This window comes from Streptomyces sp. RP5T, from assembly GCF_003933965.1.
Lineage (GTDB): Bacteria > Actinomycetota > Actinomycetes > Streptomycetales > Streptomycetaceae > Streptomyces.
The window spans coordinates 1-21,538 of record NZ_RSAJ01000012.1 but is presented as its reverse complement, the minus strand read 5'-3'; the positions used below and the strand labels follow the sequence as shown (position 1 = coordinate 21,538).

Sequence of the window (21,538 nt, the reverse complement as noted above, 5' to 3'; positions counted from 1 at the left end):
GGACGCGGAGTGCTCGGACAGCAGGCCCCCCAGCCGGGTGGCAACGTTCTGCCCGTTGGCGCCGTTCGGGGTGCGCCAGTCAGCCATGGCGCACCCCCCGCTGGGCGAGCTGCTGGACAATCCGCTCCACGGCCGGGGTGGCCGCACGGACCTGCCGCATCTGCAGGTGCAGGCGCCTGCGGTCGGCGTGCTCCCGCAGCGGCGCCATCGTGTCGCGTGCGGCGCGCATCAGCCGGGAGCGCGTCACCCCACGCGGCATCCGCCCACCGGTACGCAGATAGGCGGCGGCCGACTCATCCCACGGGAGGGTGGCCAGGACCTCCGCGTCCAGGCCCCGGGCGATGTCGGCGGGCCGGTAGCCCTCACCGAGGACGAGCAGCCCCAGGGCCCGGGCGCCGGACCCATGCGTGGCGAGATCGTCCTGGAGCGCGCGCACCATCGGGTAGGCGAGGGCCTGGGACTCCTCACTCATGCGAACCACCAGCAGCACCACGTCGGCCTCTCGCAGCACCGGCGCGGGTGAGAGCACCGGGTGCAGGCGCCCGCCCTCGAGGACGATCCGCCCGCCGTCGACCAGGACGTCCCAGCGCAGTTGCTGGTCCGTCAGCTGCAGCACGTTCAGCAGCGTCGGCCAGGTCGACGTCAGAGAGGCGGCCTGCCGCGGATCGATCAGCCCGGGCAGCGCGACCCGGTAGTCGCTGTCGTCCAGCGGCCACAGGTGCTGGGCGACCTGCGGGGTGAAGTCCTGCGAGGTGCTGGCACGTTCCCAGTCGGCCTGCGGCAGCCGGTGCAGCCCGATGTTCCCGTCCAGCCGCTGGTGATGTTCACCGCGTGGAACGTCACGCAACAGGCCGTGGCGCAATGTACCGCCGGTCATGTCGAGTTCGGCGAGCAGCACCGGCCTGCGGCTGGCCAGGGCCAGCGCCGCCGCCGAGGTGGTCACGCCGTCCGACTTCGCGGACACCAAAGCGATCAGAGCCACGGGTCAGCTCCCACTCTGGCGGGGCTGCCGAACGAGCGCGATCTGCTTGGCCGCGGCCTTCGTCGCCAGCAACGGCCCGTCCGCGGGCGCCACCACCAGGTTCACGACCAGAGCGCCGGTGGAGTCCGGGGTACCGACCGACTTCACCGTCGCGTCGATCGTGGCCGGGGTGGCACTGCCCGAGGACCCGGTGCCGGTGGAAGCGGTGTCCGCTGCCTGGGCGGGAAGGACGACGGCGGCCACCTTGTCGCCCGGCCGCAGCTCGTCGCGGGGCACGTAGCCCCGCTTGAGCTCGACCCCGACCACCTGCTCGGTGTCTCCCAGTCCGCCGCGCGCGCTCAGTTGCGATCGGGTGAGCAGGTCCCCGGGGTGCAGGTCAACTGCCGCGCGCTGGCCCACGATCGAAGCCCGGTCGGCAGCAGGGATCGGGGACAGGCCGGGATCGTCGGCGAACGACACGACCTTCACGTCCTGCCCGGTGACCTGCTGGCCGACCGGGACATCCCGTGCGACGGCGAGGACATCGGTGCGATCCCCGGCCCGCGCCACGACGACCGCGCCGCCGAGCGCTCCGATCAGCGTGACCAGCAGCAGCAGAACAGGTACCGACCAGGTACGGCCTGATTTCTTCGTGCCGGTGCTGACGGGCAGGTCGGGCTGCCGCGGGTCGTCGCTTCGCGGCGCAAAGGAGGTCTGGGTGCTGTCCATCGGCCTGGCTGGCCCTTCGATCTCGTGCGGCATTCAGGAGTTGACGGCCTGCGACTCGACGATGGTCACCGCCACGGAAGAGTTGCGGACCTCGGTCAGCTGGCCATTGGTCCCGCCGCCGTTCCAGTCGATGACCCAGGTCGAAGTCGCGGTGACCTTGTACGTGCCGCCCGACACGGCGGTCGACGGCTCGGTGTACACGTGACCGCAGTCCGGCGACTTCCTCAGCCCGTACGACTTCTGGTAGACGGTGCCGGGCGTCGTGCAGGTGACCGTGGAGCCGTCCCCCATCGACCACACGATCTTCGACACTTTCGCTGTGGCGGTTACGGTGACTCCGCCGGCCGACGCGGTCGCCGTGTTGGGTCCCCATGTCGTTGGCGACTGGTCGACAGCCATCCAGACCGGCATGCCGACCAGGCCCTGGCCACCCGGCTTCGGGTTGATGTGGATGGCGGGGCCCAGCAGCGTCATGGAGTCGACGGCCTGCTGCGCCAACTCCTCAGGATTGGCCTGCTGCCGAGGCTGCTGGCCGGTGGGAACGGCGACGAACCCGTCGGGGTTGTTCTGGCCGCCGTCCGAACACGAATAGAAGTACAGATCGTTCTTCTTCGGATCGGCCCCCTTCCAGAGCTCCTTCGCACTGGCCGGCGGCTTCGGGTCGATCTTCGTGTACCCGCACTTCAAATCGCTGCCGCCGCCGTCCTGGGAGCCCGTCTGCGGCCTTTCCCCGCCGGACTTCCCATCGGTGCTCACCCCGACGCAGAACATGACGACCTTGCACTTGCCCGCACCGACCTTGGGGTCGTCGCCGGCCTGGGCGGTGCCCGCGGCTGCCAGGATGAGAGCGGAACCGAATACGGCGGATCGCCGGATCAGCAGGTCTGGTCTTGAGGCGTCAACTCGGTGACCATCCACTTCGTCCCCCACTTCTGAAGCTTTGCGGTGCTGACGTATTTCACGAGCCGTGTCGACGGCAGCGGGACCTTCTTCTTCGTGGCCTTGTCGATCAGCGTCCAATTTGTGGTGTCGACGCAGTCCGTAAGGGTGGCCTTGGGGATCTCCCCGGCGGTCACCTCGGGATCCCTGGGGTGAATGACCGGCAACCCGGTCGTCACTTGCCCGGCCTCCCGCATGGCCTTCAGGTCCTGCTCGATGCCCCCAAGGGCCCGCAACGTGGTGGTCTTCCGCAGGTCCGTTCCAGCGGACGATGCCTTGGCGTAGGCCTTGGCCCGGGACTGCCAGGACTGGGTGTAGGCGGCGAGAATCGCGGCCCGCTCTGGATCAGCCGTGGAACCGGGAGAGGCGGGCTGCCCGGTGCTGGGAGTCGTGCTGGGGTCGGAGGGCGAGGCCTTGGGGCCGTTGGCGCTGCAGCTGGCCAGTGACACCAGACTTCCCGCGATGAGCAAAGCAGTTGCGTGGTTTCGGATGCGAACAGCGGTGACCCCAGGTGGGCGACGTTGTGCTCGTGTCACGTGATCTCCCCGTACGAAGCGGTGCGGCAGACCGCTGCCCCAGATGCCCCGATCGGCAGTCCACAGCCGCGGCCTGATCCAAGCTGCGGTAATGCGCTCGCGCAGCCGCAAGATTACGCATATGCCAGTCAATTTCACAGCACGAAAAATGAGTTCACCCGTACAACTCGGGACGTAAACGGTCACAGCAGAAAAGGGATTTCGAGTTATTCGAGCTAGCGCTTCTACCACTACTTCTGCGAACCAACCTGGTTCTGCAGGTACTTTGATAGGGCCGCCATACCCGGCAACCGACAATGGCCCACAAGGAGGACTCCGCAGTGAGCACGGGAACCCCTGAACGGTTGGGGCCCTTCCTCGTCCTGGAGCGCCTCGGCGCCGGCGGCATGGGCACTGTCTACCTCGCCCAGTCGCCCGGCGGCCGCCGGGTCGCGGTCAAGACACTCCCTGCCGACCAGGCCACCGAATCCGGAGCACGGGAACGCTTCCGCCGCGAGTTTGAGGCCGCCCGCCGCATCAGCGGCTTCTGGATCGCCCGTCGTGAGCGCCGCCCCTGATGCCACGATTTCGTGGATATCGACCGTCGACGGCTACGACGAGTCCGGTGATCAGACCGAGTGCCTGACCGAAGGGCCCCTCGGAGTTCTGGTCCGTCAGATACGAGGCTGCGGAGCCCAGGTTGGCTTTCCCCTCTTGATGATCCGGGTGAAGAACAGTTCGGTGATGCGGCCGTCCGCATAGGTGCCGCCGCGGTCGGTGCCCGCCCACACCAGGTGCACGACCGACTTCGTGAGGCCGCCGTCGCGGCGGGCGATCGCGGCCTGGATCCGGAAATGGGTGGAGGCGAAGGCCGGAGCCACCGCTTGCCCGGAGTCGCCGAACACAGCTGGCCACTTGGCGCGGCCGAGACCGGTGGCGTCCGCGCGCAGCAGGGCCCGGCCGTTGGTAAGCAACTGGCGCTCGTCATCGAGGGGTAGGTCGGCGGGCCAGGAACTTTCCAGTACCTGCTGGATGGCAGGGTCACCAGCCGCGCCTTCGCCGTGCGGCGGCAGCGCGGAGGCACGCGCGGACGGTGCCGTCGCGGTTGCGTGCGGTCCGTCCGTCGGCTCACCCGGAGCGGCCGAAGGGCGGGCCGGCGCAGCGGCCGACGCAGTCGCCTTGGACGGCTTCTTCGTGACCTTCGTGTCCTGGCCGTGCGGCACGGCCAGGAGCACGCCCCCGACAACGGCCAGGACGACGGTGGTGATCACGAGCAGGCCGGGAGATCGTGGGGCGGCGGTCATAGCAGACGGGCCCCTCCCGCGTATCCCGACATGGCGTCAACCGCGTCGAGGCGCACCACGGTGCCCGGGCGGGGGGCGTTGATCATCTGTCCACTGCCGGCGTAGATGCCGACGTGATAGATGCTGGAGTCGCGGCCGGGGACGTACGCGAAGAAGATCAAGTCGCCCGGCCTGAGCGCGAACGTGCCAAGCGCCGCGGGGATCCGCTTTCCCACACTGGCCTGGTCGGCCGCCAGGCGTGGCAGACGGATCCCGGCTCTCGCGTACGCGTACTGCGTCAGCCCGGAACAGTCGAAGCCCTTGATGGTTGTGCCGCTCTTGCCGCTCGGCGAGCAGCAGATCCCGTAGGAGGCGCCTGTCGCTTTGCCGCCGCCCCACGAGTAGGGGACACCTCGCTGGGAGAGCGCGGCCTCGATGACGGTGCGCACCGTGCCCGTGACGTTCTTCAGGCCCGGGTCTTTGGCGGCCGCCGTGTACTGGTCGATCCAGCCCAGCACGTTCGAGACGTACGTGCCCGACTGGTTGTACTGCAGGATCGCCGCCGTGAGCTGGCCACGCTGGGTCAGGTCACGGCCCTTGCCACACAGGTAGATCGCGGCGCCGAGCGCGGCGTCGTCCGCGTTGTGTGGGTCCGCCCTTCCGTCACCATTGGCGTCTTCGCCGACATCGTCCCAGGTGGAGGGCAGGAATTGGAAGGGGCCCACCGCCCGCTCGCCTTGAGACGTGCTGTCCCACCTTCCGCCGTCGGTGTCCCGGAAGGAGGTCATGTTGCCGCCGGCGCCGGACCCGTTGAGGAGCACTCCGTAGATCCGTGGGCGGATGTCCCCGTTGGTGGCGATGTTGCGCCCGACGGCATGGTTGGACTCGACCCTGGCGATCCCCGCGAGGACCGGCCAGCGCATGCCCCGGCACGTGGGGACGTGCTTGCCGACCTGCTGGACCGCCTTCTTGTAGGCGGTGAGCATGCGCGGTGGGATGTCCGCCGCCGTGCCGCCTTCAGCGATCCCGCCGTCCTCCTGCGCACCCGCCTTGAGGGCGACGTACGCGCTGATCGCGTTTCCCACCGGTGCGGCGCAGCACACCGCAGCCAGCAGCAACAGCACCACCATGCACCCCCACCGGCCGAACCGGCGCCGGGACGCGCTCACTCGTCCTCACCGCCCTCGTTGCCCCACCGCTCTCGCATCTCCCGCAAGGCCTCGGCCTGGCGCGCGCGTTCTGCATTAGCTGCGCTTCGGCGCATGACCTCACGCATCAGCTCAGGCCCTTCACTACGGCCGCTGCTGCTCGTCGTTCCGCCCGGGGCATCCGGTTCCGGACTCGGACGCGTGCGCGGACTGCCCCCGAACCGTGTCGCCGGTCCCAGAGTCGAGCTGGGCTCCGTAGGCGCACCTGCGCGCGGCGAGGCCGGTCCGGTGCGGTCGAGGCGGGACGACCTGGTCGACGACGAAGTCGATGTCGGTCGGGTCCGCAGGCGTCGGCTAGTGAAGGGGCCCATCCCGCCGTTGTCGCCGCTCTCCCGATTTGCGCGCGCTACCTGCCGGCCTGTCTCCGTCCACCCCCGGCCGTCCTCACGCACCGTGTTGGCCCATACCCGTACCTGTTGGCGGGCGTCGTGCGCGTAGCGCGAGCCGCCAGCACGAGCCCGGCGCACACTGGTTGGCAACCCGACAGTCGCTCCGTACCCAGCCCGGCCGCCACGGCTCGCGATGCGGTATCCACGGAAGCGGACGAGACGGTTGTGGGCACGGGTGGACAGCAGCGTGCGGTCGGCGTGCTGGTCGTGCAGCACCTGCCCTGAGTCACGGTCGACGACCTGGCCCTCCTCGTTGCGGTACCGGTCGGGCGGCCCTCCTGGCCGGCGTGGCCCGATGCCGCCTGAGCCCTCGCCGTCCGGGGGCCCGCCGGTGCCCGGGTCACCATCGGCGACGGGCTTTTGCCATTTGGCCAGCTGCTCCCGATCCGGACGGCGGCCGATGAGCACCCCGTACGTGCCCTTCGCGCCGAGCCGCGCGCCGAGACCGGCGCCGGCCGCCGCCGCGGCCAGCGGAGCGAGGCCTCGCCCAGCTTCGGCTGTGGCATCGGCGAACATCCGCCCGGTGTCGACCGGCAGGCCCGCGCCGTCGACCAGCGACGTGAGGGCACCCATCAGCCGCTGGCGGGTGCCGAGCATCCCGAACCTGCCGCCCCCGCCGCTGGTGAAGGCGCGCAGTCCGCCGCCGTATCCGCCCATCGCGCCGGGGGAGTGCATGGCGAGAGCGGCGCCGAGCTCGGAGGTGTCGCCGGGCAGATGGGTCCCGCCGACCTTGGCGTACCGCATCCGCATCGCCATCCGATGGCCGAAGGACGTGATCCCGGTCAGCAGGCGGCGGTGCCCTGCCGCGCCGGCGATGGCCAGCACGTCGATCAGCAGGATGCGTTCCACCATCAGGTCGGGCCCGTTGGTGATGGTGGCGTCGATGGCGATGCCGAAGAATGGGACGAACGCGCAGACACCGACCATGGTCATGATGGCGATGCCCCAGATCGACAGCCACTTCCACACCGACTGGCGGGCAGGCCCGGGCAGCATGCCCGCGATGAAGGTGACGCCACCGACCGCGGCCGCCCCGGCACACACGCCCTGTGTCCCGAGCAGCACGATTGCGCTGGACAGGAGCATGCCGCAGATGAACAGGGCGGCGATCAGCAGCAGGAAGGCGCCGCCGACCCGCCACCAGGTGGGCTGTTCCGCGTAGGCGGCGCACGCCTTGCCGACGTCCCCGGCCTTCTTCATGTCCGCCAGGAACGCGGCGAACTCCTGGTCCTCTTCGGACACCACCGGGCTGGCGGCGTCCAGCAGTTCACCGCCAGGCGTCAGCTCGGGCAGCTTGCCGGTGAGTTCCTTGGAAATGCCGTCCTGCTCGCAGATCTCCTTGGCCGGGCCTTTGATCAGCGAGCAGTTGTGCTTCACCCTCTTCAGCTTCTCGTTCTGCTCCTCGCAGTACTTCCGCGCCGCCGAGGCGACCAGAGAACAGTCCGCGCCACCGTCATCGCCGTCGCCGGTATAGGCCTTGTATCCGCCCGAGACCCATTTCAGATGAACGGCGTAGGCCTCGCGGTCGGACTTCTTGGCGGGGTCGAGGATGCGCCCGTACTCCAGCAGCATGAACGGCTTGACCACCAAGGCGTTGGTGATCGAGTCCTGCAGAGGGCGGGCCACGTCCGCGGCGGACACGGGTGCTTCCTCTTCACGCTCCAGGCACTGGAGTTCAGCGTTGCCGGCCATGCCCGCGCAGGGGTCGGTGCTGGCGATCTTGCCGCCCCAGTCGTAGGAGTTGACGCTCTCCTGGGCGACCTCGGCGGCCACCTGCTGCGTCTGGCCCAGCGGCCCGTTCTCGGTGAGCAGGTAGTCCGGGCGGACGAAGGTCGAGGCCGCGAACGCCGCGATCAGCAGAGTCAGGAAGATCTCGCCGAGACCGCGGCCGAGACGCCCGCGCACGATCATGAACCCGGCGAAGACGAAAGCCCAGGCGAGCAAGAGACCCTTGATGCCGAGGTTGTCGACGACCACGTTGTTGTAGGCGTCGGCAACCTTCTGCGCGGGGACGATCAAGATCTTCAGCAGCGGAAACCGAAGAGCGACCTCGATGGCCCAGCCCGCCAGCCCGACCAACAGCCGGATGATCGTGAACAGGCCGGACAGGGTGAAGGCGAGGGCCTGCGTCTTGAAGCTGACGATCGAGCCCCCGTCCGCGCCCAACTCGTAGCCGTTGATCGGCACACCCTCGGAGGAGCTGATGTTCAGCGGGGCCAGGAGGTCCCCGGTCTCACTGCTGCTGCTCGCCGCGTACACGACCTGGCTGTTGACCAGAAGGAACACTCCGGAGAGCAGGACGACGAGACCGGCCGAGCGGAGCGTGCCGCGGTCTGGGCGCCACATTCAGCGCCGCCTATGTACGGCCGAGCGCCGGCGCCGCCACACGACGATGGCGGCCAGGCCCGCCATGGGTGGAACAACTATCGATGCCGCCCTGGCGCCCCGGTGGGGTGCTTCAGGGGCGGGGACTGACGGTGTCGTGGTGGGGGTGCGGCCGGGCTCGCAGTGCTCCTTGGCCGGGCCCACGACCAGATCGCAGGGATCCTGGCGAGCTGGTTCTGCATGAGGCTGGTCGGCGGCGAAGGCCTTGCCGGTCTGCGGCCACCACAGCTCGGGCACCCCCGTCCCCACGACCAGGGCGAGCAGAGCGGTCGGGAGGGCGATCACGATCAGGGTGCTTGCCGCACGAGCGAGGCGCCGGGCGTGGGTTGAGCTGAACGACGACGTGGTCATGAGAGGTGTCCTACCTTTCAAGGGGGTCTGATCTGGTCGTTCGTAAGATCGGAGGGCCCAGGGGCCCCGGGTATGGCTGTCATGAGGGAGACCGCTCGATGGCTTAAGGAACTTGGCCACCCGGAGCCCCGCGACGACTCGACCGCCAATTGGGAAATGCGACTGCGATCGCTGCTGTAGGACAACGTCGGCGAGGTCGTCTGCGGGATCGATGTGAGACGAGCTGGCGGAGGTGACCGTGCCCGAGATCTGGGCCGGAGTGGACATCGGCAAGACGCACCACCACTGCGTCGTGATCAACGCGGAAGGCAAGCGGCTGCTGTCCCGCCGGGTTCAGAACGACGAGACTGAACTCCTCGCGCTGATCGGCGACGTGCTGGAGATGTCCGGCGATGTGCTGTGGGCCGTCGACCTCAACCATGGCGGCGCTGCCCTGCTGATCGGCCTGCTGGTCAGCCACGGTCAGCCCGTCGCCTACCTCACAGGTCTGGCGGTCCACCGGGCCTCGGCCACCTACCGGGGTGAGGGCAAGACGGATGCGAAGGATGCCTTCGTCATCGCCGACCAGGCCCGGGTCCGCCGGGACATCGGCCTGTTGCGGCCCGGCGACGAGATCGCCGTCGACCTGCGCACTCTGACCACCCGCCGCCTGGACCTGGTGTTCGACCGCACCCGGCAGATCAACCGGCTTCGTGCTCAACTGCTGGAGATCTTCCCCGCGTTGGAGCGGTCGCTCGACCTGACCCGCAAGGGCCATGTCCTGCTGCTGACCGCTCACCAGACTCCGGCCGCGATCCGCCGCGCGGGCGCCAGACGGATCGAGACCTGGCTGAAGAACCGAAGCGTCAGGGGTGCTGCCTCGATCGCGAAGACGGTTGTGGAGGCGGCGCAGGCCCAGCACACCGCGCTGCCCGGCGAGAAACTGGCCGCCGCCATGGTGGCCCGTCTCGCGAAGGGGGTGATGGCCCTCGATGAGGAGATCGCGGAACTCGACGCCCTGATCGAGGCCAGGTTTCGCGAGCATCCGCACGCCGAGGTGATCTTGAGCCTGCCCGGCATGGGCGCCAAACTCGGCGCCGAGTTCATCGCCGCAACTGGCGGCGACATGGACGCCTTCGGCAGCTCCGACCGCTTGGCCGGCTTCGCCGGCCTGGCCCCCAGACCCCGTGACTCCGGCCGCGTCAGCGGCAACCTCCGCAGGCCCAGGCGCTACCACCGCGGTCTGCTCAGGACCATGTACCTGTCGGCCATGGTCAGCTTGCAGTGCTGCCCGGCCTCGAAGGCGTACTACGACCGGAAGCGAAGCGAGGGCAAGGGACACAAGCAAGCCCTGCTGGCCCTCGCGCGACGCCTCAACGTTCTGTGGGCGATGATCCGTGACGGAGAGTGTTTCCACACTTCACCTCCCGTCACACTCGCGGCTTGACATCACGGTTGGGAAGTTCCTTGGGCCGGGCCGTATCGGCCGTGCTGGAGGCGTAGGCGTGCGCGGCGTTCGCGCTCGTCCGGTGGCCCGGTGTGGTGGTGATGGAGGTGGTGATCCGGTCGATGCGGGGGATGACGGCCTTGATCCGGCCCGTGTTCTGCCGCGGGCAGGCCAGCAGGAACTCCCCTTCGCGGCCGCGCTGCCCGACGGGGGACAGGCCAGTGGTCACCAGCCGCAGCAGCTCCGGATCGTTCGGGTCGAGCCCGACGAACTCCATGCCGCGGCGGGCGCGTTCACGATCGGCGGTGCGGGCGAGCGCCCGGTAGGCCATCAGCCCGCGGTCGGGACCGAGCTCCTCAGCGTCGTGGGAGGCGGCGAGCAGGCCGGCGCCGTGCTTGCGGCCGTCGTGGAGGATCTCGTGGATCAGCGCGGTGCCCTCCGCAGAGGAGGTGAGCCAGTACAACTCGTCCGCGACCACCGCGGTGAAGCGCTCCGGGTCCTCGAACGCGGTCTGCCGGGCCAGCGCCGCGATCAGGTAGAGCACGGCCCGCCCGATCAGGGCCTCCAGCGGCTGCTGGTGCAGGACCTCCGGATTGGCGAACGCCGCCTTGGGCGGCAGCTTCAGACCCGCGGTCGTGATCACGATCATGTCGGACGTGCTGGAGGCGTCAAGGCGCACCGGGGGAAGGGCGGGGTCGAACACCATCGCTGCCAGCGAGTTGGTGGCGACCACGCGGACGAGACCGGCGAGCGTGGACGCCGCGTCCTGCCGCTTGCCCACCTCGCTCGTGGCCATCTCCTCCAGGACCTCCAGCACGCGGCGCATAGAGGGGGCGTCGCTGGCCGCGGCCTTCTCCACGGCGTGATGCAGCACCTCGCCGTTCGTGCTCATCGGGCCGATCCCGAGCTGCAGCGTCAGGTAGGACAGCGCGTAGTGCCGGCCCTCGGGCCCGTCGAACATGCGCAACGGATCGATGGACACCTCGGCGCGCGCGGCGTCGATGATCTGAACACGGCCCTTCGCTGCGGTACGGGCGAAAGCGGCCCACTCGCGCACAGGGGTGCGGTCGATACAGATCGCGCAGCCGCCACGCGCCCACACCGCCTCCGCGATCAGCTTCTGCAGGACCGACTTCCCGGCCCCCAGATCACCCACGATGCCCAGGGAGGCGCTGGCGTCGTGCTTCGGCGCATCCGCCACGTTGATCATGACGGGACGGGTGGTCCCGCAGTCCAGGTCCAGACCGAGAAACATGCCGTTGGGGTCGCCGACCTCCGCCGTGGTGAAGGCACCGCCCAACGCCCAGTCCTCCGAGACCTGGTGCTGCGTGAACTCCCGCACCACCCCCGGCCGCGTGGTGCCTGGCAGCCCGAGCAGGAACAGCGCCTCCTGCAGGCCGGCCGGGCGCACGGCCCGGTAGTCCGCACTGCCAAGCAGCGAGGCCAACGCCCGGGCACGGGCGTCACAGATCGCCGCGGTCGGCCCCCACACGCTCAGCACGGTCACGGACTGCACCTCGACCTCGACCGAGGTGCGCGACAGGCGGGCGTCCAGCTCACCCAGGTCGCGGGCGGCGTCCGTGAGCGAGGCGGGCATGCCGGTGGGCCGAGCGTCGTACTGGTCGGCCTGGTCGATCAACTCGTTCTTCTTGCGCCGCACCTGATTGCGGGCCTTCTCCGCGGGCACGAGGGTGAGGTCGACGGTGTAGTCGACGGGAAAATCGAGCGTCTCCAGCTGAGCGAACAGATCGGCGGCATCCGCGCTCACCGCGGGCGGGCACTCAGCGAGCGCCAACTGCGCCTGGTAGCCGGTGCCGGCGTCGGACTCGATCTGCATCCACCGCCGGCGCAGCGGCGAGCCGGTGTTCACCCGCCACCACGCCCTGCGGCCCGACCGGGTGAGCTGGTCGGCGCTCTTGAGCTCGTTGACGTCGTCGAGGTCCGGGTCGATGCCGCCCTCCTGGAGGCGGACCTGCCCGAGATCGGCGTAGCTGGGGGAGTGCAGCACCCCTTCACGGACCTGCCCGCCGAACAGCTCGCTGCTCTCGGCCTCGGCCAGCAGCGGCTCGTCCATACCGCGGTGCAGCGCGTGCTGGACCATCCACACGATCTCGGCCGGGCGAGCGGGCCGGAACGCGGCGCCGCCGGCGAGAGATGCCTCCACCCGGGCAGCCTGCTCCTGGTACGCGGTCACTTCCCGCCGCGCAACCGGCGTCGGCCGCATGCCCAGCGTCGGGGCGATCTCGGCCCACATCGCGCCCACCTGCGCAGTCATCTGCAGACCGGCACCCTCGGTCTGGAGCGGGACCGCCAGCCACAGGGTGCGCCGATGCATCTCCTGTCCGTCCAGCAGATCCAGCGTGGCCTCGACGTTCTCCACCCACGGGTGCGTCTGGCCCGGCAGCGTGTCGGAGGGCTCGATGCCCTCGATCATGCGCAGCGCGACCTCCCCCGGATCGACCCGGGCGCACAGGCCGAACAGCCGCGGCGCCCCGGTCAGGGACCGCACCAGATGAGTGATCTTGGCGAGCTGTTCCTCCCGAACGGCGGCCGGCACATACGTGCCCTGCACGGTCTCCTCCTGGCGGCCCTGCTCGTCCGGACCCGGGTGCAGCCGGTAGACGGCCCACACACTGCCGTGCGTCGACCACACCAGGTGCCCGGCGATATGACGGATCGGCACCCTCATCGCGCACCCCCCTGCTTGGCGAGCGCGAGCAACTGCTGCACACCCGACACCGGCCGGACCGGCTGAGTGGCGACGGCCGCCGGGCGAGGGCCCGACCGCGGCCGCGACCGTGACGGCTCCCGGCGCTGCGTACGCTCGGCCGCTCGCGGCCGCGAAGCCGAAGCAATCGGCGGGGCCGGGGCGTTGCCCTCGATGACGAAGCCACCGGTCAGGGGTCGGGCGCCGTGGTCGCGGGCCGCGCGACCGCCGATCCGGCCCCCGCGCGGCTGCCACATCAGCAGCAGCCACCCCAGGGCGGCGGGGAGCGGTGCGCGCCCACCGATCTTCGGACGGCGCACCGCCCATATGCCCAGCAGCCAGGCGGCGATCGGGAGGGGCCCCAGCCACGACCACAGCGCAATCGTCTTGACCAGAACAAAGCCGCCGCCGACGGCCAGGAGGATCTGCGCGGGCGTGAACGGGCCGAGCGGGATACGCCAGTCGGCCACCTTGCCCAGCACCCACGGGTGGCGGCGGGCCGAGGTGTAGAAGCGGCCCACGCGCACGGAGGCGGTGGCGGCGGCGCTCACAGCCAACCCCCGACGCCTGCGGAGTGCGCACCGACGGACGAAGGCTCACCGTGCACGATGCCGGGGACAGCGGGTGCCGACTTCGACGGGTTCTTGACCTCGTCCTCGAACATGTCGGCAAGGCTGTTGCGCGAGTTGTACAGGCCGAGCGCGATCACCATCAGGATCAGCGCACCGATCCCGGCCTTCAACGAGAACTTTTGGATCATGATGACGACCACGAGCATGAGCAGACCGGCCTGCAGGCCCTTGGTCGCCCAGTCCTCGAACATGTTGATCCACGAGTTGCCAAGGTCGTCGAGCTTCCCGGCGAGCAGCACACCGGTCATGACCGGGCACCCCCCGCCTGCGCGGTGCCGGACTGAAGCCCGGTGACCTCCCAGCGGCCCGAGCGGGCCTTGAGCGTCAGCTCGTACGCCAGCGGCCACCGCCCCGCACTGTCGAGGGCCTCGACCTCAGCCACCACCCGCACCCGGGTTCCGTCCGCCGGGACAGACTCGGCGACCGCCCCCTGGTCGGCGGCCAGCATCTGCTGGACCGTGACCGTCTGGTACGGAGCGGGCAAGACGGGCGACAGACTCACGCCAGGCGCGAGGTAGCGGTCGACCTCACCAACCCCCGCCAGATACGCGGCCAGGAACTCCCCAGCCGTGGACGACACATCGCTGTCCGCCGGGACGGCCACCGTGTACGGCGACTGAACCCCCTTGGTACGGGCCGGGCCGGCCACCACCCCAGGAGCACCGGACACGGTGAACGAGGCGCCGCTCGAGTCAGCGGCAACCGGCACCGCGAAGTAGCGCACCGAGCCGTCGGCGTACTGCGCAGCCACCGTCACCGACCACGCCGTGCCAGTCTGCTGCGCACTGCGCACCGCCACGACCGAGTCCGGCTCAGGCTGCGCATCCGCCGTCCCGGGAAGATCGACATCCGGGGCCATCGACTGCGCAAGCCGGGCCTGCGCAGTGCTCTCGGCGCCTGCACGGCTGCGCAGCCACGCGCTGAGGAACACCGCCGCGTACCCCGACGGGTTTGCCGACACCGTCGCCTTCACGGTGGTCGGCTTCGTCGCGGGGGCGGCACGGACCACGGTCGCGGGCGTGGCCACGGCGACGGCCAGCGCGATGGGGCCGGCCGACATCGCTGCCCACACGCCCAGGCGGCCCAGTCGGACCCGGCGCCGCATCTGCTGCAGCCGAGCCCCCGCAGCGGTCGCAGGAGCAGCGTGCTCCTCCGCTGCCTGCATGGCAGGAGACATTCCAAACTCCCAGGTCAGAACGAGTTGTTGCTTCTGACCCGATGCAACCCGCCGACCCCGACCCGACCACCGACCACGAAGGCCCGACCACGATCACGAAGGGGACACAAACCCGTGGTCTGCGCCATGGTCGCCCCGACCACACACCCGACCACGACATTTCGCACCCCGTGGAGTCCCGCTCGATACGCAGCGGATCACACGTGATCGGGGCAGGCGGTGCCCAGTGCGCAACGCGGGGAGAAGCCGCGGGCACCCAGCCCCCGGGCCTCCCGGGGACCGCGCAGCGGCAACCGGATGCGCCGGCTCCCGACCACCCGGGCGGAGGCTGCGCACTTACACGTGCACGCCGATTGCGCACGACCCACGACTCGGTGCGCAGCCTCTGCGCAACGGCCCACGCGCGAGTGCGCAGTCGGCCCGACGCACCGATTGCGCAGCCGGAACGAGACGTTGTTCAACGCGATCCGCAGGACCAAGTCGGCAGCCGGGCCGCGGAAGGTGGGGGGCCTCAATCCGCGCCCGGATCTCCGAAGACGGCGTCGCCGACCGCGCCAGCCACCACACGGAACGTCCCGGAGAACGCTCCGCCGATCGCAGCCAAGCCGAGTCGATCTGGGTCGCTGCGAGCTAAACAAGGCCCCAGCCTTGGAGAGTTCCTGGGTGTGGTTCGCCTTGGGGCCGAGCCGTTTTAGAATCCATCGCCCTGTGTTGCAGGGGCGGTTACCGTCCATCCATGGACGATTCGCTCTCCTTCGAGAGTCTGCTTGCCGGGGCCAAGAAGTTCGCCGGGCTCGCGCTGCAAGCCCACCGCGACCAGGACGACGAGGTGTTCGTCCTGCACGCTGGCCTCAGCATCGAGCGCCTCTTGAAGGCGGCCCTGGCCAACACCAACCCGGTACTGTTGATGGAGACCGGCGCCGTCAAGGACGACCGGGTACTCCTGCACTTCGCGGGTCTGCGGCCAATCGGCGAGCGGATCCGAACCGTCAGCGCCTCGGCGGCCCTGGCGCGCATACGGTCGGCAGGGTGGCTGCCCAAGGATCCAGCACTGGACGAACTGATCGAGCTGCGCAACGGCGTGGTCCACCTCGGGCCCACCGACTCGGACAGTGCAGACGTCCTGGCCACATTCGGCCGCACGACGAACACACTGCTTGCCCATCTCGGCCTGGATCCCGTCGACTACTGGGAAGCCTGGAAGTCCCTGATCGACATCTCGCTCAATGATCAGCTCGAACGGGTGGAACGCGACGTCAAGCGGCTCATCGAACAAGCTCGCCACCGCTTCGCAGAGCGGATTGCGCTGCTCCCTGATTCAGCAGTGCAACTCCTCCAGGAACACGCGGGGCTTGGAAGCATTCCCGGGTTCCCGACCGAGGAGGATGGCCTCATCATCTTCGGGCACGTCACCTGCCCAGGGTGCGAGAACCCGAACGCGGTCGTGCTGCTGACCTCGAACCAATTGGGTCGTGCCAGCCGGACTGAACGCCGTGCGGCTTACGCCGGTTACGCATGCAGCCTGTGCTCGCTGGTGCTGCCGACCATAGAACAGATGGACGCGGCCGGGATGGACGTCATGGACGTTGACCTGCCCCTTCTCGCTATGGAAAAAGCGAGACTCGATTCCCAGGTCACCGAGCTTATGACGATGTTGCGGGATATCCAGGCCCAGAACGACGCTCAGGCTCAGGAGTTGAGGAAGTCAGCACCGGACACTCCCTGAAGGAGCGATCCGTCGGCCCCGGCTCCCCCGCCGGGGCTTTCACATGTCCCGACCCGCGCCAGGCCTCCCTGCGCACCCACCGCGAGGAGGTCCCCATGCTGCTCCCTGAGCTGCTCAGATTTGCCACCGAGGACTCGGGCGGCCCCGACATCGGCAAGATGATGGGCCAGTTCGCCCAGTACGGCATCGTCGGCGTGGCCTAAGAAATCAGACCCGAGACCTGCATTCAAGAGCGGGCCACATCTCTTCATCTGGTAGACGATGCGGCGGTGCACCGGCTCGAGGCCGTGCCCCACGCCTCGGCTGGAGACCGTCCTGGTCTGGTCGGGCCCGACCACGCCCCGACCACGGCAGCCCAGAGTGCGTGTTGCCGGATCGTGATCGTTGGTCGGGGGTTGTGGCCGCCGCCTTGGTCGGCGTCGGCGGGTGAGCTGCCTACATGGATCTCACGCACGTCCCCTCGACCGCTGGCACAGGCCCTCTCGCTTCCGCGAGCGGTGCGGGATGCCCCAGCTGCTGCGCACACAGCGCACGTGCGGACGCGCGATGACCGGAGCACGGATCCGTCGCGGGCTGATGGCGGGCGACCAGTTCACCCAGATCGCCAACGGGCTGTTCCGCGACCGCCGCCTCAGCTTCAAGGCTAAAGGCATCTTCGGCTACATCAGCACCCACCAGAACGGATGGCAGGTGACCGTCGCCGGCCTCGTCCGCTGCGGACCCGACGGACGGGACGCGGTGCGCACCGGGCTGAAAGAGCTGGAGACGCACGGCTACCTGATCCGCGAACGCCTGCGCCGCACGACCGGCACGCTCGGCGAGGCCGTCTACTCCATCACCGACCATCCCACCTTCGTCGACGCCCTCATGGCGGACGCCGCCACAGCGCTCCACGCGCCGTCGGCCCCCGCGGACGGCCGGGGCGATTACGGCATGGGCATCCGCCGCGGCGTGATGGCGGGCGACCAGTTCACCCAGATCGCCAACGGCCTGTTCCGCGACCATCGCATGTCTTTCAAGTCCAAGGGCCTGTTCGGACTGATCAGCACCCACCGCGAGGGCTGGCACATGACGGTCGCAGACCTGGCCCGCCGGGGTCGCGAGGGCGTGGACGCGGTGACGACCGGGCTGGCGGAGCTCGAGCGGCACGGATTCCTGCAGCGGGACCGCGACCGTCATCCCGATGGCACCCTCGGCACGGCCACGTACGTCATCACCGACCTGCCTGCCCTGCAAAACACCAGGTCGCAACCAGAGTCGGGTTATCCAGGACTGGATAACCCTACGTTGGCTGACCGCCCCACAAAGAACACCATCAGTAAGAAGACCAACAAGCAGAAGACCAGTTCCGTCCCTCCGTGCGCCCGCGGCTCCAGCACGAGCGGCCGCCCTGCTGTGCCTCCGCAGCGAGCGGACACGCCGGCGCCGCAGGATCTCGATCCGGGCACCCGGCTGCTGCTGTCCATCGGGTCGGCCCACCCCGAACTGCTGCTGCAGGAGAAGGCCTTGTGCGACCAGGGCCGGGTCATGACCGCGATGCTGGACGCCGGCTGGAGCTCCGAGCAGCTGCGCCACGTCATCACCAGCCGCCCGCTGCCGAGCCTGATCCGCACCTCCGTCGACGCGATCGTCGCCGCCCGACTGCGCTCCGCACAGCTCTACCCGCCTCCCGCTGCCCGCTTCGACGACTCTGACCCGGGCGAGGCCTCGTGGACGACGCAGCCCTCCACCACGTCGTCGTCCGCCGCCGCCCGCACGGTCGACCAGGCGCTCACCTACCGGGCGCTCGTCGAATGCGCGGGCTGCGGCAGGCCCGGCACCGCCCCCGGTGAAGACCTCTGCCCGGCCTGCCTCGACTGGCCGCTGTGCCGCACCTGCCCCGGACCGACTCCCCGTCGCGCTCACCCCGACGGCGGCGGCCGCTGCGCCACCTGCACCTCCGCCCTGACCGTGACCGACTTTCTGGAAGCGAGCACTTCATGATGGACAGGCTCCGTAGCCCCCGGACGGCCCCCCAGCAGCCTCTCCGGCCCTTTGCCCGCGATCCGCGACGGTGGGAGGAAGAATGGTCCCGCGCGCTGCTGGCCGGCCGCGTCTGCACCCCGTGCACCGGCACGTGTGAGCCCGCGCTCGTGCATGAGCGCACCGGGTGGGGATGGCTGACGTGGACCGTGCCCTGCGACGGCACCCTGCCTGACCTCCCTCGACAGATCGGGGTGCTCACCCCGGGCGCGACGCTGCCACAGCGGCTGGCCCTGCGCTGGCTGACCCGGCACCCCGCGCACCGCATCGCGCTGACCGCCACAAGCACCGCATCCCTGCGGTTTTCCACAGTCCTCGTGGGGATCATCAGCCTCTTCGCCGCGCTGTCCGCCCTCAGCCACGGCCTTCCGGCCGACGTCGTCCTTCCGGCGATGCTGCTCGCCCCGCTGCTCGCCGAAGCCCTGCCTGACCGGCTCGACGACCGGGCCCGTGAGCACGCTCGCATCGTCGAAGAAGAGGCCGCCTGCCAGTATCTCCAGCGGCTCGCCGCCCTGCACACCAACATCGTCCAGACTGCCGCCGACAGCGACCGCTACGAACTGCGCCGCTCGGCCGAGATCGGCCAGAACCTGCTGTGGGACGCCGCCGACCTGCTCCAGAACGAGGACACCCGCTCGGTCTGGACCCGCCTCATCGACCGGGAACGGCTGATGGTCCAGCTCGCCGACCAAGTCGCCCAGACCGTGGAGCGCACCCATGCCGAGCCGCCGACCGCCGAGGCCTGCCAGCCCTGCGCCGGCGAAGGACCGCTGGGCCCGCTCCCGCCCGGCTTCGAACCCGCGGCACGGCCCACACCCTCGCCCAACACCAACACGTCACCGCCGGAGGGATACCGACCCATGCCTCAGTCCCAGCCCGAGGACGCAGCCCGCACCACCGACGTCTACCTGCTCTTCGCGCACGAGCCGTACTACACCTGCGACGGCACCCAGGAGATCAACACCACCCTGGTCGCCGCGGCCTCCCTGCTGCACCCCCAGGTGCAACAACCCGACGGCGCCCGGATTCACGACCGCCTCACGCAGCGACGCAACCCGGGCGAGATCATCCCGCTCTCCACCCTCACCCACGAACTGGACGGCGGTGCTGACTGGCCGGCGGTCGGCGACTGGGAGAAGGTCACCACCGATCTCGTGCAACTCGTCCACGCCAGAGAGTGCGACGCCCTCAGCCTCGGCCTCCCCGAGATCGCGCGCGCCCTCATCTGCGCTGGCCCGCACAGTCACGTGCGCGCCTTCGACGCGGCAGCCGGCGAGTTCATCGCCCACGGTCCGAACGACCGCGCCGCGGTTCTGGCCGAGGTCGACAGGTTCCTCGCCGTCCTCGTAGCCGAGCAGGACTTCTGGCCGGGTGATGGCCTGCTGCCCCCGCACTTCCACCAGGCGTAAGTGGCGGATCCTCAACTTCTGGGATGTCGGCGCGAGGTCCGTCGATTTGAAGGCGGTGCTTGCCCGGCCCGCTCGCTCGCCCCTGCATAACCGCCCGGTGCAGCAGCACCCTGAGTGCTTGGAGCGACCCGCGGCTTCCGCCCATCCGTCGCTTCGGGCGGAAGCCGCGGCAAGCCGTTGAGCTGAGCTGTACCGCATCCCAGCTCACGCGGTCATACGTGCCTCAGGCGCAGAACGGGGTGTCCGGAAGGACGTTGTCCGGGTAGTCGACGTAGTAACTGGCCATCCAGCCTGACCAGCCAGGCCGGACGATGTAGACCCAGTACGGGTTGCCGCCGACAGTCTGGCTGCCGATCTTCTGACACCATGCCTCGAAGGAGTCGCCCGGATTCACCTGTCCCCGGACGTTCGGACAGTTGGCCACGGACGGCGAGTTGTTGCAGGTGGCGAAGTTGCTTTCGTTGTGGCGCACATTCACGTTCGTGGCCCATGTGGTGAAGGCGCGTTTGATGGAGACATCGCTGTCGCTCTTTCCCGTGACCACGGGCAGGGAGCCAGACGGTTCGGCGGTCGTGGCTCCGGCAGGGGCTGTGGCGGCCAGACCGAGTCCGACAGCCAGCGCGGCCGCGACCAGGGCGGAGCTGATTCTCATGTGATCCCGCCGCCCGCGTTGTCGCGAGCTGTGCTTGTAACAGGGCATGGGCGGCGCCGTCACAGCGCGGTCCACGGACGAGGTTCGCCGCCTCCCAGCGGCATCCATACGTCGCCAGTGGCTCCTTCAGCCTCGAGATCCTCCAATATCGCGGCACCGAGCGGGACCTGCCGTGCCATCGCCGCCACAAGGGGATGCTGTGCGGCCATGGCTTTCAGATCACTGCTTCGGCCATTGAGGACCTGCCGGGAGGCTGCGGTCAGGACGAACAGGATGCGTGGAAAAACGGGGTACCAGCGCAGCCAGGTCGGACCCGGGGCCGGTACACGGGCGCGGGAGCGCTGCCGGCCAATGGGCTGCGGCTGGTAGGACCAAAATCGCGCGTAGTCGATCAACTTCACGGCGAGGCGCTCGCTGCTCATGGTGGCTCGATCAACCTCGATGAACGCCCGCAATTTGCGGCGTTCTGTGCTCTCGATGGCGGTGTAGTGCAACACCGCGTCAGCCACGACGCGTTCGCCGTCACCGATGTTGTGGGAAACCTCCGGCGTCCAGTCCCATGGACCGTGTTCATCACCGCGGCGGCGGGCATCAGCGGCGAAAGCCAGGTGCGAGCGGAGCACCGTCAGGGTGTGGGGGGTGCGAAGGGAAGCGGCGGTGGCTGAGGTGATGGGATACGGAGGCCTGCCGCGCAGTGCGGGCCAGTCACGGGTGAGATGTGCTCCGTCGGGGGTGAGGAACCAGGCCCTGGTGCGGTTGGACTGCGGCAGGACGACGTAGTCGATCAGGTTTTGCTCGCGCAGCGTTTTCATAGGGCTGGAGAGCGCGAAGCGAGTCGCTTCTGGCCGCAGCAGTAGGAGGAGTTGTCTGGTGGTGGCGATACGGTGCTGGGCGAGCGCCGCAAGGATCTGATGGCGCAACGGCTCGGAGGGGCTCGGGGCCGGCTCTGAGGATGGTCGGAGCGTCTTGGCGGGCATCAGTGGAATTCCCTCTTCTGCGGGACGGTCTTCGGCGGGGGGTCCTGAGC

19 protein-coding genes are annotated in these 21,538 nt (G+C 69.4%); 5 read left to right on the top strand and 14 right to left on the bottom strand.

The genetic code is table 11. From position 1 onward, the window contains the following. Positions 1-79 precede the first annotated feature (79 nt). Genes EHS43_RS02555 through EHS43_RS46200 form a run of 4 tightly spaced genes read right to left on the bottom strand, consistent with a single transcriptional unit; the run spans position 80 to position 3,078 of the window. On the bottom strand, positions 80-982 hold the full coding sequence (locus EHS43_RS02555; RefSeq protein WP_125188904.1) for a hypothetical protein: 903 nt from the start codon (positions 980-982) through the stop codon (positions 80-82). Positions 983-985: 3 nt separating this feature from the next. Then, positions 986-1,690, bottom strand: a complete 705-nt coding sequence (locus EHS43_RS02550; RefSeq protein WP_125188903.1) for an SAF domain-containing protein — start codon at positions 1,688-1,690, stop codon at positions 986-988. A 33-nt stretch (positions 1,691-1,723) separates the two neighbouring features. Next, on the bottom strand, positions 1,724-2,608 hold the full coding sequence (locus EHS43_RS02545) for an ATP/GTP-binding protein (protein ID WP_125188923.1): 885 nt from the start codon (positions 2,606-2,608) through the stop codon (positions 1,724-1,726). Continuing rightward, entirely contained in the window at positions 2,566-3,078 is a 513-nt protein-coding gene (locus tag EHS43_RS46200) for a hypothetical protein (protein ID WP_185806089.1), read from the bottom strand. The genes EHS43_RS02545 and EHS43_RS46200 overlap by 43 nt, the downstream gene beginning before the upstream one ends. 407 nt (positions 3,079-3,485) lie before the next feature. On the opposite strand from EHS43_RS46200, the gene EHS43_RS02535 reads away from it, so the two are divergent. Then, entirely contained in the window at positions 3,486-3,722 is a 237-nt protein-coding gene (locus EHS43_RS02535; RefSeq protein ID WP_125188901.1) for a hypothetical protein, read from the top strand. 96 nt (positions 3,723-3,818) lie between these two features. Here the strand turns inward: EHS43_RS02535 and EHS43_RS02530 are convergent, their stop codons facing one another. Genes EHS43_RS02530 through EHS43_RS02515 form a run of 4 tightly spaced genes read right to left on the bottom strand, consistent with a single transcriptional unit; the run spans position 3,819 to position 8,760 of the window. Further along, the gene (locus EHS43_RS02530) at positions 3,819-4,415 is read right to left on the bottom strand and encodes a hypothetical protein (RefSeq protein ID WP_312023404.1); all 597 of its coding nucleotides are present in this window, start codon (positions 4,413-4,415) and stop codon (positions 3,819-3,821) included. A gap of 29 nt (positions 4,416-4,444) precedes the next feature. Next, positions 4,445-5,557 carry an NlpC/P60 family protein gene (locus EHS43_RS02525; protein WP_125188899.1) on the bottom strand — a complete coding sequence of 371 codons (1,113 nt, stop codon included), beginning with the start codon at positions 5,555-5,557 and terminating at the stop codon, positions 4,445-4,447. 35 nt (positions 5,558-5,592) lie between these two features. Then, positions 5,593-8,370: a YrzE family protein gene (locus tag EHS43_RS02520; RefSeq protein WP_125188898.1), complete on the bottom strand. Its 2,778-nt coding sequence runs from the start codon at positions 8,368-8,370 to the stop codon at positions 5,593-5,595. After that, positions 8,371-8,760 carry a hypothetical protein gene (locus EHS43_RS02515; RefSeq protein WP_125188897.1) on the bottom strand — a complete coding sequence of 130 codons (390 nt, stop codon included), beginning with the start codon at positions 8,758-8,760 and terminating at the stop codon, positions 8,371-8,373. Between the two features lie 232 nt (positions 8,761-8,992). Here EHS43_RS02515 and EHS43_RS02510 point away from each other — a divergent pair, with 232 nt between their 5' ends. Further along, on the top strand, positions 8,993-10,186 hold the full coding sequence (locus EHS43_RS02510; protein WP_185806088.1) for an IS110 family transposase: 1,194 nt from the start codon (positions 8,993-8,995) through the stop codon (positions 10,184-10,186). Here EHS43_RS02510 and EHS43_RS02505 read toward each other — a convergent pair. From EHS43_RS02505 to EHS43_RS02490, 4 genes are read right to left on the bottom strand one after another with little or no spacing between them, the layout of a single operon-like run. After that, positions 10,170-12,875 (bottom strand): ATP-binding protein, encoded by a 2,706-nt coding sequence (locus tag EHS43_RS02505; protein ID WP_125188895.1) that lies wholly within the window; start codon positions 12,873-12,875, stop codon positions 10,170-10,172. The two genes, EHS43_RS02510 and EHS43_RS02505, sit on opposite strands and share 17 nt — an antisense overlap. Further along, positions 12,872-13,444 carry a hypothetical protein gene (locus tag EHS43_RS02500; protein ID WP_125188894.1) on the bottom strand — a complete coding sequence of 191 codons (573 nt, stop codon included), beginning with the start codon at positions 13,442-13,444 and terminating at the stop codon, positions 12,872-12,874. Before EHS43_RS02500 ends, EHS43_RS02505 begins: the two co-directional genes overlap by 4 nt. Beyond that, positions 13,441-13,773, bottom strand: a complete 333-nt coding sequence (locus EHS43_RS02495) for a hypothetical protein (RefSeq protein WP_125188893.1) — start codon at positions 13,771-13,773, stop codon at positions 13,441-13,443. Before EHS43_RS02495 ends, EHS43_RS02500 begins: the two co-directional genes overlap by 4 nt. After that, entirely contained in the window at positions 13,770-14,690 is a 921-nt protein-coding gene (locus tag EHS43_RS02490; protein ID WP_260470355.1) for a conjugal transfer protein, read from the bottom strand. The genes EHS43_RS02495 and EHS43_RS02490 overlap by 4 nt, the downstream gene beginning before the upstream one ends. 748 nt (positions 14,691-15,438) lie before the next feature. On the opposite strand from EHS43_RS02490, the gene EHS43_RS02485 reads away from it, so the two are divergent. The 3 genes from EHS43_RS02485 to EHS43_RS47355 all read left to right on the top strand — a co-directional run bounded on the left by EHS43_RS02485 (position 15,439) and on the right by EHS43_RS47355 (position 19,859). Continuing rightward, positions 15,439-16,428 carry a hypothetical protein gene (locus EHS43_RS02485; protein ID WP_125188891.1) on the top strand — a complete coding sequence of 330 codons (990 nt, stop codon included), beginning with the start codon at positions 15,439-15,441 and terminating at the stop codon, positions 16,426-16,428. A 546-nt stretch (positions 16,429-16,974) separates the two neighbouring features. Then, positions 16,975-18,411: a hypothetical protein gene (locus tag EHS43_RS02480; protein WP_125188890.1), complete on the top strand. Its 1,437-nt coding sequence runs from the start codon at positions 16,975-16,977 to the stop codon at positions 18,409-18,411. Positions 18,412-18,560: 149 nt separating this feature from the next. Then, a complete protein-coding gene (locus EHS43_RS47355) occupies positions 18,561-19,859 on the top strand; it encodes a hypothetical protein (protein WP_260470354.1) in 1,299 nt (432 codons plus the stop codon). 223 nt (positions 19,860-20,082) lie between these two features. Here the strand turns inward: EHS43_RS47355 and EHS43_RS02470 are convergent, their stop codons facing one another. Together EHS43_RS02470 and EHS43_RS02465 are read right to left on the bottom strand one after the other, a co-directional pair. Then, entirely contained in the window at positions 20,083-20,511 is a 429-nt protein-coding gene (locus EHS43_RS02470; RefSeq protein WP_125188889.1) for a hypothetical protein, read from the bottom strand. Between the two features lie 59 nt (positions 20,512-20,570). Continuing rightward, positions 20,571-21,488 (bottom strand): replication-relaxation family protein, encoded by a 918-nt coding sequence (locus tag EHS43_RS02465; RefSeq protein ID WP_125188888.1) that lies wholly within the window; start codon positions 21,486-21,488, stop codon positions 20,571-20,573. Between the last annotated feature and the right edge of the window lie 50 nt (positions 21,489-21,538).

What these genes read in the sequence shown, in the direction of transcription:
- EHS43_RS02550 (WP_125188903.1), bottom strand. Translation starts at nt 1,690, where the DNA reads ATGGACAGCACCCAGACCTCCTTTGCGCCGCGAAGCGACGACCCGCGG.
- EHS43_RS02525 (WP_125188899.1), bottom strand. Translation starts at nt 5,557, where the DNA reads ATGGTGGTGCTGTTGCTGCTGGCTGCGGTGTGCTGCGCCGCACCGGTG.
- EHS43_RS02520 (WP_125188898.1), bottom strand. Translation starts at nt 8,370, where the DNA reads ATGTGGCGCCCAGACCGCGGCACGCTCCGCTCGGCCGGTCTCGTCGTC.
- EHS43_RS02515 (WP_125188897.1), bottom strand. Translation starts at nt 8,760, where the DNA reads ATGACCACGTCGTCGTTCAGCTCAACCCACGCCCGGCGCCTCGCTCGT.
- EHS43_RS02505 (WP_125188895.1), bottom strand. Translation starts at nt 12,875, where the DNA reads ATGAGGGTGCCGATCCGTCATATCGCCGGGCACCTGGTGTGGTCGACG.
- EHS43_RS02495 (WP_125188893.1), bottom strand. Translation starts at nt 13,773, where the DNA reads ATGACCGGTGTGCTGCTCGCCGGGAAGCTCGACGACCTTGGCAACTCG.
- EHS43_RS02490 (WP_260470355.1), bottom strand. Translation starts at nt 14,690, where the DNA reads ATGCAGGCAGCGGAGGAGCACGCTGCTCCTGCGACCGCTGCGGGGGCT.
- EHS43_RS02485 (WP_125188891.1), top strand. Translation starts at nt 15,439, where the DNA reads ATGGACGATTCGCTCTCCTTCGAGAGTCTGCTTGCCGGGGCCAAGAAG.
- EHS43_RS02480 (WP_125188890.1), top strand. Translation starts at nt 16,975, where the DNA reads ATGACCGGAGCACGGATCCGTCGCGGGCTGATGGCGGGCGACCAGTTC.
- EHS43_RS02470 (WP_125188889.1), bottom strand. Translation starts at nt 20,511, where the DNA reads ATGAGAATCAGCTCCGCCCTGGTCGCGGCCGCGCTGGCTGTCGGACTC.
- EHS43_RS02465 (WP_125188888.1), bottom strand. Translation starts at nt 21,488, where the DNA reads ATGCCCGCCAAGACGCTCCGACCATCCTCAGAGCCGGCCCCGAGCCCC.